The sequence below is a fragment of the Flammeovirga sp. OC4 genome (assembly GCF_000812565.1).
Classification (GTDB): domain Bacteria; phylum Bacteroidota; class Bacteroidia; order Cytophagales; family Flammeovirgaceae; genus Flammeovirga.
The window spans coordinates 117,399-131,790 of record NZ_JTAM01000013.1 but is presented as its reverse complement, the minus strand read 5'-3'; the positions used below and the strand labels follow the sequence as shown (position 1 = coordinate 131,790).

The following is a 14,392-nucleotide window of genomic DNA, read 5'->3' as shown; positions in this document are numbered from 1 at the left end:
GACAACTTTCAATCGATCTTTCTACCAGTATTTATGAGATCTACTTTCAGACTTCCTTCTTCTTCATTTTTGTCTTAACACAAAAACGAAGTAAAAAAGTCAAGGAAAGCACTACAGTGGTGAACACCTAATTATTTGTAAACATACGATGTCCCTAACTTAGGGCAGTATACCCTGTTCTTTTTCTTATATTTCTTGTCCCACTTTTGTGATTTATCAAATGATGGATAAATGATGATAGAATATTCATTTGTACCCAAGGTATAGGGAACTAATCTTGAAATCGTAAAATCATAAGAATATCCTATTTCTATATTCTTAAATCGAACGTTGGTCCCCACAATCAATGCATCTCTATTGGCCTCATCACGCATATTGATAAAAGTTCTCACACCTAATGACGCTCCAACAATAAAGGTTTTGTCTTTATAACTTAACGATTTTGAAGCATTAGCTGTAAAGTCACCTTGATAAATACCCCCTTGAATTCTCACAATAAAACTTCCCCCAACATTGAGGTCTTGCGTTTTGGGTAAAAGGTGAGAAAAACCAGCATGTAAAGTATATCTCAAAGGTGAAGCTGTAAGTACCTTCGTATTATCATTGACTTGCCTTCCTGTTTGAAATAAATGATGTGCTGCAAAACCAAACCAAACCGACTTATTGGTGGCTATTAAACCAAAACCTAATTCTGGAAACCAATCCGAAAGACCATTTAGTTGATCTACTGTAGAACCTCCATTATTAATATCATCAATGTAACGATATTGAGATCGAATGGCTTTATTCATCACCCCTAGCTGCATTGCAGGTTGTAGATACCATACTTTTGACATATTACCTCTATACATACGCCTTGGCTTACTAACAGGAATAGTATAGCCCACCACGCCTGACATAGTGATCGTATTCAAACCATTATTTCCGGTGATATCATTTGAAATCAAGGCTCCCACATTCAAACGACTGAGTGTATTCATCTCAAAACTAGCGTATTGAGTTTGGAAACCTCCATTCAAAGAGCTCCACTGATCACGATAACCCATTTTACCGATAAATGGGCTTCCTCCTAACCCCACAGTCGCTGGGTTAGTGTACAAATTGGCAGTATTGTACTGTGAAAAAATTGGAGATTGTGCTAGAGAGGTTTGGATTACAAACCCCTCTATGATAAATAATATTACAAATAACTTTTTCATCTTAATCAGCTAGGTAAAGTTGGATTACTTCTTTTTCTTCAATCGTACCACCTTCAAAACATCCAGTATACGTAATGATCACTTGGTAAATTCCAGAAGGAGCTTGTTGACCTAAAGATTTTCCATCCCAAGCTTCATCAGGACTAGTAGTATAGAAGACTTCATTGCCCCATCTAGAGTAGATTCTCATTTCAAAATTCTCAATGTACTTGTATTTTAGAGAGAAGAGATCATTCTTTCCTGGAGTGGAGTGAGGAGTGAATATGATTGTTTTATTTTTGTCATTTTCATCCATGTCAATCTTAGGTCCACAACAGTCTGTTACTTCTATTTCTAAATAGTACTCGCAACCTCCATCTGTTACCGCTGTTAGACTGTAAGTTCCTAATTCATACGCTTCAAAAGTTGGCCCTGTAGAGTTAGAAGCTCCTTCCCAATAATAGTATTTGAAACCATGTGTGACTTCAATTGTGGTAGAAATATCATCATCACAAATTGTTGGGAAATTCAATGCCTCTAGTGTCTCATCATTTGCATCTTTGAGGTCAATCGATTTTTGTAGTGTACAACCCAAAGCATTCGTTACTGTAAGAGTATATCGTCCTTTTATGTTTGTACTTAATTCTGGTGTTTGAGAGACAACTGTTCCTGTTTCATCTTCCCAGGCATAAGACTTATAACCACTTACTACGGATACTATTGTATTTTCTGCGTTAGAACATACCAATGCTGTAGCCGGCAAATCAAACTCAACACTTTGAACATTCACAAAGATGCTTTGTTCTGATTGACAACCATTTTTATCTGTGGCTACAATAGAATACCATTGACTTGCTTCAGCATTTTGTTTCACTGAAGCGGTTGTTTCGCTTGTACTCCAAACCACCGACACCGTTCGGTCTGATTGATAGCTTAATGTAAAGTCATCTCCTTTACAGACCTGCAACGTATCTAAACCATTATTGATGGTCAACTCAGGGTAGTCATTCAACACTACTTGTACACTCTGTTCGTAAGTACAATTTGTTGCTTTTGTGGTATCCGTGAGGATAATTTTATAATGACCGCTTTCAGTGACTTCCAACTGTTGAACGTTTGTTGCAAACAATTCATCCTCTAAATACCATTCTGCTCTGACACCATCCAAACTACGTTCTTCAATACTTAGCGAAGTACTATTTCCACAAATAGGTCCATCATACCCTCCAATCTTAAAGGTTGGCAATGCATTTAAAGTTGCCAATGCTGAATCACTTGCTACCAAACAATTCGACTTTGTATCTATCACTTCTACATAATAGTAACCTGACTCTACTACAGGGAAGGCCATTCCAGTGTAAAGTTCTGTTTGATTATCATAGACATCATACCAATGGTACGTATAACGGTCCTGTTGATCTACCACATCAATACTCGCTCTTAATATTGCATTCTCATCTCCATGACAAGTCACAATAGAGTCTACAACAACTTCAGGTTTTTCATTGAGCCATACCGTAATCAATTGTTCAGAAGCACAAGCTGTAGGTTTTGTAATATTGGTCATCGTGACCTTATATGCACCACTTTCAGTCACAATAGCCTCATAAACGTTACCCTGCCATTCAACTCCATCTTTGTACCATGCTACAGCTACTGAATCCGAAGGTGTTTTATCTAGGTACAATCTCACGGTTTCTTCACATGTTGGAGCATCATAACCTAAGATTGTAAAGGTTGGGGTATGATCAATCGCTACTCTTGCAGTATCAAAATTACTACAACCTGAATTTTCATTATATGCTTCTACTGCATAAACACCTGCTTGATCAGCATAATAGATGCCTTCTGTACTTAAGACTGTATTTGGATCGTCAATATTATACCAACGGTATTGAATATCCGGTTCATGTTCTGGATCTTCAGCTATTAATTCAGCAGGAATATCAACAGAACAAATCGTCGTATCCTTCAAATTGAGCTGAGGTACAGGATAAGCCTCTACATTTACAATTTCAGTCCAAGAACATTGTAAAGGACTATTGGTATCAGTGACAGTAGCATAATATACACCTGCCTTATCTACTACAATCGACAATCCGTTTGGATCACCATCAAAACTCATTTCACTTGACCATTCAACTTTTAGGCCTCCAATATTTGTATTGTCAACAATCAATGTATCTAACGAATGACATAATGGTCCATCATAACCAATGATCGTAAAATCTGGTACTGGATAAACAGTTACTCTAGCGGTATCAAGCACTGTACAACCTGATCGCATATCTGTTACTTCGGCTACATACCTTCCATTTTCTGTGGTCAATAAAGTTCCTTCATAACTTAAAATAGTCGAAGGGTCAGAGATAGACCACCAACGGTAAGTTGCGTAATTATAATGACTCAAATCTTGTGATATGAGATAGACAGGTTCTCCGTCATCACATAAAATTTGATCTTCTACTTCAACAAATAATTCTTCCACAATGGTAAACTCTGAATTACCATACAACTCACAACCTTTATCGTCTGTCACTTTGAGGTCCCAACTTTGAAGACCTATTGACATACCATACGTTGGTAAACATTCAGTATACACTTTCTCTTTGGTATCTCTGTTGGTCCACTCATACTCAAAATCACTTTGATTAAGTAAAGTCACATCAAACGTAGGACAGATTTGATTATCAGCATCAGTATCACAGAATATTCCATCTTGTGGTAAATGCAATTGATACTTGTTGACCTTCATGGTATCTGTAAATACGCAGCCGGTTGCATCATCAATGGCAACCAATACGTAATCACCACCGTCCTTCACTGTAACACAATTTTTACCATTCTTGGTTAAGCGTTCTCCATCTTTTGTCCAGTAGAGTGTGACATTATCAATTGGTTCTGCACAAATTTTTTCCGTTCCAGAAATACAGATATTTAATGAATCAGGGATTGTTGTTGCAAGAATTGGTGTTTCTACCACTTCAATGTATCGTGTCGTTTGCGTACTACAATCATTGTCATTGATGACCGTTAATGATAGATTTTGAGAGTTTGTCATTACAATATCGACAGACTTAGAAGTAAAAACTCTACCATCTTCTAACTCCCAAAGGTAAGCCGTTGCATTTTCTTCTGCTGCTACAAAAGTAGTTTGCTCTTCTCCACAAACTTGAGCCGGAGCTTCAAAAGATGAGGACGGAATCTCAAACACCTCTACTTCTTTCACTAATGTTCTTCCACAACCTGTCACTGGATTGGTAATCGTTAATGCGACTTGATAAACACCTGCTTGATCGTAGATTTTTGCTGGAGGTTGGTAACCTTCATAAGTACTTCCATCTCCAAAGTCCCACGTATTTTGTGCTTGTATTGGTGAATTATTGATCAACTCTAAACCTATATTCTGACATACTGTACTTTGGATTTCAAAATCCACCTCTGGCGAAGGTCTAATTTCCACCTCTTGACTATATGTATCCGAATGACACCCATTGCTTACCGTAAGTGTAATGGTATAAGTGGCAGCAGTGGTATAAGTATGCTTATAGCTGACACTATCTTCAACAATAGTTCCATCTCCAAAATCCCATATTACAGTATTTTCACCTAACTTTTGATTACTTTGAACAATGACCTCATTGGCTTCACAACCTATTGTTGGAGAAACATTAAATCCTGCAAATAGTTGTTTCGGTTTGATCACAACATTCTTACTTTCTGTCACCACTCCACAATCATTAAATGCAGAAAGTGTGATCGTATATGTAGCAAAGTTGGTTGTTTCGTTTTTATAAGCATGTGTAATTCGTCCTTTATCAGCCGTTCTAACAAGTGGAGACCCATCTCCAAAATTCCATTCGTACTGATCAACACTACCGTTAGATAAATTGAATAACTCTAACAATTCATCTGCACATAATGTATCTTTTACCGCTACAAATTCAACATCTGGCAATGCTTTTACCACTACTGAATCTCTTTTAATATCAGTACCACAAATATTATTGACCATCAATGAAATATAGTAAGTAGTATCTGTAACACCTTCATTGATGTAGGTAACAGGAGCAGGATTCATATCTGTCGAGATCACGCCATTTCCAAAATCCCATCTATAATTCAAAGCATATCCTTCTGATATATTATCAAAAGTCACCTCCAATGGCGTACAACCACTTGGGGCATAATTAAGTGTATAATCAGCTTTTGGTGCTTCAACGATCTGAACTTGTTGGGTAATTGAGGTTTCACATCCTTTATCGGTCGTGACAATCAATGTAACATCAACTGCATCTGATACCGTTGTAAAAGTATGCGTACCCTCTTTTTCTGTTGAACCTATACCATCTCCAAAATCCCAACGGTAACTCAAGTTAAAACCTGGTAAATCGGGTGTTGTGTTGACGAATGTAACTTCTTGATTGACACAATAGGCAGCATCTGTTGCCAACGTAAAATTTGGTGCTGGCAAAGGCATCACTCTAACAGAAACTTGATCTGTTGAAGTACATTGGGTAACTGGATTGGTTGACTCAAAAGAAATTTCATAAGTACCCACACCTACAGTGGCAGGATCAAAAAGTACATTATCAAAATCAGCGATGCCTTCTCCTGACCACACTTCATTATTTCCTTCTATATAAATAGCCCCTGTTTTTAATCGTAAATCAAAAGGAACATCATTTAAACAAACTTCAATATCTTCACCAGCCGAAATTTGTGGCATATCATGAACCTCTATATTCTTCTTCGCGACTACTTCACAACTTCCTGATCCATGTGTATAAACCACAGTGTAAGTACCCGGTGCTGAAGGAGAGAAAATTCCATTGGCCGTAATTGTAGCGCCATTCGTTTCTACACTCCAAACACCACCCGAAGGAGATGCACCTTGTACAACCAATGTTTCATCAGCAATACACATTTCCTGAGTAGGACCTGCAAATACATCAGCCGGATCAGTGATATTGACACTGATTGTTTCAGTTTTAGAACATCCTTTCGTTGAGGTAAAAGTATATTGCAACTCAACGATCCCCAATTGGTTGTTATTCTCTTTTACTGCTTTTGAAGGATTGAAAATGTTATTTGAAACACCTTTACCCGCCCAAACACCAACTCCTTCAAATGTTGTAAACGGTCCAAAATCATCTAGATTAATATCTATATCTGTGTTACAAAAAGAGGTTTGTAGTGGACTTAAGTCAACAACAGGTATTGGATCTACTGTAATAGTAATAGAAGCGGTTTGTTCACATGATGCCACTGCTCCATTGTACTTAAATTGATATTTGAATGTTAAAGTATATGTTTCATCACCTCTTGAAGGAGTAAAAATACCATCAGGTGTAATATCTGTACCCGACCACTCTTCTAATACAATTTCTCCAAAACTAATATCGTCAGGTGACTTACCCACCGTCAATTGTCTTGAATCCCACTGACAAATCGCACCAGGATTATCAATCACGACTACTGGAAGTGGCTGAACTTTTATTTCTACAGGATCTGTATCTACTTCACAAGTTACATTTGCATTTCCTGTATTTTGAGTCACCTTCGCATGATACTCACCGTCTGTGGTTACGATAAGAATATTGGCTGTTTCATTAGGAATCTCAACATTATCTCTATACCACGTATAAGTGAATGTAGGATCTAACGGTAAAGATAATTCAGCAAAATCATTTTCACATATCACTCCAGCACCTTGAGTAATTTCGATGGCTACTGAAGGTAGGTCTATTTCCCTTACCTCTTTTTCCTCCGATGGAGTTGCACAACCTTGTGGAGAAGTAACCACAACTCTATATTCCCCAATCTCAGTGGCAATAAAAGTACTTCCTGTCTCACTCGAAATATCAATGAAATTATCGGATTGATCTTTTTTCTGCCATTGATAGGTATCTGCATTGTTTGAGGTTGCTGTAAATGTTGCTCTAATTTCTAAACCTTTACAAAAGGCCAATTGATCTGCAGAGATAGATGCTGTTGGGTAATCATATTCTTGGATAACCAATTCGTTGGATTGTAGAGAGGTACATCCATCTTTGGTTACTATTAAAGAATAAGTACCGGAAGTAGTGGTTGTGAAAGAGGCTGTTGTTTCACCCGAAAGTTCTACTCCATTTTTGTACCATTGGTAAGAGTCCATTGCTGTAGAGGAGGCTTCCATTGTGACATCAATTGGCTCTCCAATACAATACCCTAATGCATTTGAAGTGCTAATACTTACCACAGGCAGCGGTTTCACGATAACATCTACATCTGAAGATACTTCCTCACACCCTGATCCAATGGTCACTTTTACTTTATAACTTCCTGCTGTATTGATGCTGATTTCTTCTCCCTGCCCTACTTCATTTTCATTCGCATCTAGCCAAGTATACGTTAAATTAGCATCGTAAGGTGCTACCTTTAAAAGGACACTTTCACCTTCACATATTTCTTTACTCTCAGTCTCAATACCATCTACTGTCAGTACAGGTAACTGTTCTTCATACTGTGTTATTTCCAAGGATGTTTTTACACTACAATTGTCTTTTGTTTGTACTGTAAGGAAATAAGTACCTGTTGTTGTAACATTGATCGTGATATCATTACCTAAGTTCTCTCCATTCTGATTTTCCCAAGAATAGACAACACCTTCCAAATTACTCAAATTAGAGACTTCCGCTGTAAGGTCTGTATCAATTGTTTCGTTACCACACCAAATGGCTTTATTGGATACAGAAATAGAAGCTATTGGTAATTCGGAAATATTTACTGTCACTTGATCAGTGGTTGAACACCCTGTATTATTATCTATAACTGTCAATTCATAAATATAATCACCAGCCGTATTGCTTTGAGTAGGCTGGACTTGAGGCATTGCACTTGTATTATCCGACAAATTAGGAGCTGATGCTGTAATTGGATTCCATTGGTAGGAATAATTGGCAATGGCAGATGTACCTATTTGAATTTGATCTTCCTGACAAACCATTTTATCTTCTCCTGCATCAATGATAACCTCTGGATGATTTTCGATTTTCAAGGTATTTGAAGTCACAACACATCCTTCGGTAGTCTCAAAACGAACGGCATATTCTCCCAATTCTGTTGCTGTTAATGTAGAAGAAGTCTTACCTGAAAGATCAATAAATACATCGCTATCGTCTTTTTTCATCCATTGATAAGTACCCGTTGCATTTGAAGTGTTGACTGTAAATGTTGTCTGGATATTATCTCCAATACAATAGGTCAATTGATCTGCTGCAATTAATGCTGTCGGTTTTGCTAAACGTGTAATTGTTACTTCGCCTGGCTGAGAAGTACAACCTCCTTCATCAATAGTTTCTAACTTATAAACACCTTCTGTTGTAACTGTAATCTGGGCAGTACCTCTGTCAATTTCTACCCCATCTTTATACCAAATGTAGTTTTGTGCTGTATTATCAGAAGATAATGTCACTGCTATATTATCATCAAAACAGAAATCTGTTTGCGTTAACGGCGTAATTTTAGCTTGAACGCTTGAAGCTTGAATTACCTCAAATGGATCAGAAACCGCCTCACATGAATTATAAATTACTCTTAAAGTATAAATTCCTTGTTCTGTTACTGTCAGAGACGTTGCTGTAGCTCCAGAGATGTCAACTCCATCTTTCAACCACTGATAAGTGGTCCCCGTTTGAGCATTCTGTGTCTCAGCTTCTAATCTAATTTGAGCATCACCACAAATTTCTGCTGGACTTCCGGTGGTCTTAATTTTTGCCTCAGGCAATGCTAGAACAGTAATGGCAAAAGTTGCTTTCTGTCCCTCACAATTATTAGCCGAAGTAGTTACCTCAAACTGTACCGTCTGATCTTGTGATGTGAGGTTCTCAATTTTTTCGGATAGTAAAGTGATTGAACTCCCATCATTATTATTGATCGTACCAGTATATTGTGCCATCGAAAATAAGGCACTTTGATTGGTAACCCTCCAAGTATAAGATAAAGAAGTACCTTGTAGAAGAGATGAAATCAATACATTCGCATTTTCACCCGAACAGATTTGAGTACTCTGATTATTGACAATACTTGTGACTTCAGGATATACCGTAACGATTACTTCTTGAGGGGTTCCAAAACTATTATTGACTTCTGGAGTAATCTCGTATTTCACTACCTGTGTTTGGTTCGTAGTGTTTTCAATTTGGATAGGCCATTTTGTTTGTGAACTACCATTGGACACTACCAAATTGCCTCTATTCTCTATTACTTCCCAATGATAAATTGTATTGGCTACATCACCGGTCAAATCCACCTCTTCCAATTCATTAGAACACACAAACACATCATCAATTCCTCCAACAGTAGGTGTTGGCACTACAACTATCGTTATTTCTTTAGGAACCCCCTCGCATCCATCTGCGACTGGTGTCACTTCGTAGGTCACTTCACCTTGAACAAAACTGCTATTGGTTAGTGTCTGTTTTAATGTATACTGACCATTTGTAACAGTAGTTGTACCTTCTGTTGCCCCCGATACATTGACTTGATTTTTGACAATCCAATTAAAAGTCACTTCAGGTATTGTCGATGAAAAATCAATTGACACTTCACTATCAGAACTGATTTCATCAGCCTGAGCATTTAACGTTAGAATGGGTAACGATTTTACAGTTGCTGTAATTTGATCTGAGTTCACACAATTATTAGCATCCGTACTTGTCAGTGTCAGTGTAAATTCCCCTGTTCCTGAAGTTTGAGGGTTGAAATAGTAATCATTCCCTACTTTTTCAATTCCTGTACCTGTCCATACACCGTCTGAAGGTGTAAAGCCACTTAAAAGTTGCCTTTCCTCTCCTTGACAAAAAGTAAGGTCATTTCCAGCATCTACCTCCGGTAATGCGTACACAATGACATCCACTGGCGGATCGGTTGGACAACCTCCCTCTAATTCTACAGCAATATGATACGTCACCTTTTGGTCTGTGGACGATAAATTGTTTAGTGTCTGTCGAATTGAATTTTGAGAGCTGTTGTTGGTATTTCGGATTTGATCATCCTCATAACCATCTACGTCTGTATTTTCATCTACCACCCAAGAAAAATGAACCGTTCTTGAAGGATCATTCTTCCAATTATTGGCATTTTGGATGTTATTAGGGTCGTTATCATTTAGATCGTATTGAAAAATGGCTTTCAATTCAATATCGGTTTCCTCACCTGAACAAAAAGCCGTTTTCATATTTGTAGCATCCACATATGGAATTGGCAATACAATTAGAGTAATAGATACTGTCAATTGTTGAGGATCTCCACTGTCTTTATAATTTACATTGGCAGTATACGTATAAGACCCTGCATATGTAGGAAATACTTCAATCGTACTTTGGTTGGTATTGGAAGGTAAACCTGCTGTCGCTGAAGGTGAAGCCGTCCAAGAATAAGTTACATCAGTAATATTATCTTCTCCTGAAAAGTCAACAGTAGCTAAAGTAGAAGTTCCATCCAAACAAAATTCTGTATCAGATGCAGTAATTGAAATCACATTAAGTCTCGCATTATTAGAATGCACTACAGCATCTAGTTTCGGGCTATATGCCACACATTTATAATAGCCCCTATCCTCATTTGTAGCTCCAGAAATAGTGAGTGTAGTTGCATTACCACCTGAAACCGTTGTCCAGTTTGTACTTCCATCTAAACTAAAATACCATTGATAACTGAGCTGATCATTCAATACAGAACCTTCAGCTTGTGCCGTAAAAGTGGCTGTTCCATTAAAACCCACTTTCTGATTTTTGGGTTGAGTAATAAAGTATAAGTCGTGAAATTCAGAAAAGAAACCATCTCTCGCTCCATTATAGTCTTTATCATATGCCACATCAGTTGCAATCCCTTGTTGACTACTTGCCATACCTCCAACATAGATAGCATCATTACTATTTAGCGTTATGCTTAATCCCTCATCGGTGGCTGTACTACCAAAGTAAGTAGACCAGTTAACCGATCCATTATTGTCGAACTTAGTTACATAGACATCTTTTTCTCCACCAAATGACTGTTGATAGATACCTTGATCTGATGAGGAAATTAAATCATTACTCTCTGTAATACCTGTAATGAAAATATTACCTTTTGTATCAACAACTAAAGATTCAACAGTTTCATCTTTAGTTCCTCCATAACTTGATACTACCTCGCTAATCAGATTACCATTTCCTGAATTAATTTTGTAAACTTTTATATTGCCTCTTTCTTCTGTTGCGACAACAAGATGATTATTTGTATTATCATAATAAATAGGTATAGTATTTTCTCCCACTCTACTACCTACAGCCTCAACCCACTGGAATACGTTACTATTATTCACCTTAGCCACAAAAGCCTCATCACCAATAGTAATTTTACTATTACCTGAACTAGGGAAATCAGTGTCTTCAAAGACCATTCCTGATAAATAAACATTTTGTCCATCGGTAGTTATGGAAGATAAATAGGCTACATCACCTTCTATTGTTTTTTCATCTTGTAAATTTCCATTAAGATTAAAAGAAGCAATAAATGCATTATTCCCTTCAGATTTACCCCAATAATAACCTATGACAAATATCTTAGAATTTGCAACGACAACATCAATAGCGTGACTTTTATCGGCTTGACCGAAATTTGATTTTTCCCAAATTAATCTACCATTGGTGTCATATTTTGTGATAAAAGCCTGATCTGATTTTGTACCTACCATATAAATATGGTCATCATGAAAGACAATACTATTGCCTTCATCAGAACTTGCCCCTCCATAATAAGTACCCCATTGTCTTCGGAGACCTGTGGGGTCCATTTTAACTAAAAAGGCATCGGAAAGGCCTGAAGCATCACCGTTGTTTAATTGTGTTTGCTCTGCTCCAGGAGAAGCAATCAAATCATCACTTGAAGTTTTACCAACGAAATAAATAGATCCATCAGAACCTATTGCCATATCCCGTATTTCTTCATCTCCCGTGTAGCCATAATAGGTTGCATTTTTTACATCAACTACCTTAGTCGGTGAAGAACCATCATGCCCACTAGACGGAAAAGTTTGTGCATGTCCCTGTATACTGAGGGTAATAATCAGTAACCATAAAATTGGTTTTAAGAAGTTGTAGTTCATCTTTGTTGTTTGCTGTGAAAGTGAGGAGTTTTTAATTAAAAAAATTCGTTAAATGAAAGGGTGGGTAATTCTCTTTGAACAAGAGTGTAAAATCAAAATATTTTATTGCAGTCTGTTGTTTTCTCAAAATATTATCACAATTCGAGAAGGATAAAAAATATAAAATCTTAAAATTTGATTGTAATACACAATCATTAATAGAGGCACCCAGTAATCAGCCTCAAAACTACAAATTTAGATTTGTTTATTAAAATATATTATTTTTAACATTTCTTAATTCAAAGACAAAATACTGAATACTAGATATTTACATGAATAACAAAATATATAATTTTACATTTTATTAATATTAAAAATATGTCATACATTATGACTTGTATTTTGGATATACATAAAACATCACCTCTAATTGAAAATAACATGCTTAAAGAAAAATATACCTCACTTCTTTCCTATTACACAGATGATCTTAGACTAATTGAACAATATTGGGGTGAAATAACGAATCATTATTCTTCAAAAGAGAGAAAATATCACAACCTCAATCATTTAGAACATATGATCATTGAAATAGATGATGTAAAAAGTAAAATTGAAAATTTGAATGCTTTTTTATTTGCTCTGTTCTATCATGATCTTGTTTATAATCCTTTGAAAGGGAATAACGAATCGAAAAGTGCGGAAATAGCAGTAAAAAAACTGTCAAATATTAGAGTAGATAGCAACACGATCTCCAAATGTCAAAACCATATCCTTGCTACAAAACAACACCTCTTATCAGAGATAGTAGACACGAACCTTTTTATTGATATTGATATGTCTATCTTAGGTCAAAAATGGGAGGTATATGTTACTTATTTAAAGAATGTCAGATCAGAATATTCTATTTATCCCGATTTCATTTACAATAAAGGCAGAAAAAAAGTATTAAAACATTTCCTAGAGGGCCATGTTTTTCTGACTTCTCATTTTCAAAAGAGATATGAACAGCAAGCAAGAGACAATATCAATCGTGAGCTACAAATACTAGAAAGCTAGTATCCAATTTAGGAACTACTCTATTTTTACATTTGATTCCACCGTATTAACAAATAATTTTTGATACGTAACTTCAGAAAAATATTTTTGATTAATATTGTTGTAAGCAATTGTGCTGAAGATAAACAACTTATTAAAATAAACTTTTTAAAGAGATAGAGGTTTTCTTACTTAATAGAGGATTAATTCTAATATTGATGAGTTTCACTATTCTATTTCTTACTTTTTAGATAAAAAATATGAGCCAATACGATTACAAAGAAATCTGCCATAAGGTGATCAAGCTAACAGAAGAAGTAGGTCATTTTATTGCTACTGAAAGACAAAACTTCGATGACAGTAAGATTGAATACAAAGGATTAAATGACCTTGTTTCTTATGTCGATAAAACTGCCGAGCAAAAAATTGTACACGGGCTTGAAGCAATTATGCCTGAAGCAGGGTTTATTGGTGAGGAAGGCACAAATAAAAGCTCAAATAATGGTTTAAAATGGATTATCGACCCTTTAGATGGAACTACCAATTTCATCCATGGTATTCCTATTTTCTCTATCAGTATAGGTTTAGTGAGTGAAACAGACTATTGTCTAGGTGTAGTGAGAGAAGTGAACCTTGAGGAGTGTTTTTATGCTTGGAAAGATGGAGGTGCGTTTTTAAATGGTACTCCAATTCAAGTATCCCGACAAACTGAACTTAAAAAAGGATTAATTGCAACAGGTTTCCCTTATTACGATTTTGAGAAAATGCCTCAATACATGAATATTCTTATGGGAATGATGGAAGGATGTCATGGTGTAAGAAGACTTGGATCTGCTGCGGTTGACCTTGCTTATGTGGCCTGTGGAAGATTGGAAGGTTTCTTTGAATACAACCTTAATGCCTGGGATGTCGCTGCCGGAGCAATTATTGTGAAAGAAGCAGGAGGTGTTGTCTCTACTTTTTCTAACGCTCCTTCTTATATCGAAGACAGAGAAATTATTGCTGCACCGCCAAGTATACACCAAGAAATGCAAGATGTTATCTATAAAAAATGGAATAGCTGAAT

General features: G+C 36.5%; 4 protein-coding genes. 2 read left to right on the top strand and 2 right to left on the bottom strand.

From position 1 onward, the window contains the following. Positions 1-131 precede the first annotated feature (131 nt). Both PL77_RS11720 and PL77_RS11715 read right to left on the bottom strand, forming a co-directional pair. Positions 132-1,199 (bottom strand): PorP/SprF family type IX secretion system membrane protein, encoded by a 1,068-nt coding sequence (locus PL77_RS11720; RefSeq protein ID WP_044205178.1) that lies wholly within the window; start codon positions 1,197-1,199, stop codon positions 132-134. A gap of 1 nt (position 1,200) precedes the next feature. Then, positions 1,201-12,309, bottom strand: a complete 11,109-nt coding sequence (locus tag PL77_RS11715) for a PKD domain-containing protein (protein ID WP_044205175.1) — start codon at positions 12,307-12,309, stop codon at positions 1,201-1,203. 420 nt (positions 12,310-12,729) lie between these two features. On the opposite strand from PL77_RS11715, the gene PL77_RS11710 reads away from it, so the two are divergent. Both PL77_RS11710 and PL77_RS11705 read left to right on the top strand, forming a co-directional pair. Then, positions 12,730-13,347 (top strand): hypothetical protein, encoded by a 618-nt coding sequence (locus tag PL77_RS11710; RefSeq protein ID WP_044205250.1) that lies wholly within the window; start codon positions 12,730-12,732, stop codon positions 13,345-13,347. Between the two features lie 239 nt (positions 13,348-13,586). Beyond that, a complete protein-coding gene (locus tag PL77_RS11705) occupies positions 13,587-14,390 on the top strand; it encodes an inositol monophosphatase family protein (RefSeq protein WP_044205172.1) in 804 nt (267 codons plus the stop codon). Positions 14,391-14,392 lie beyond the last annotated feature (2 nt).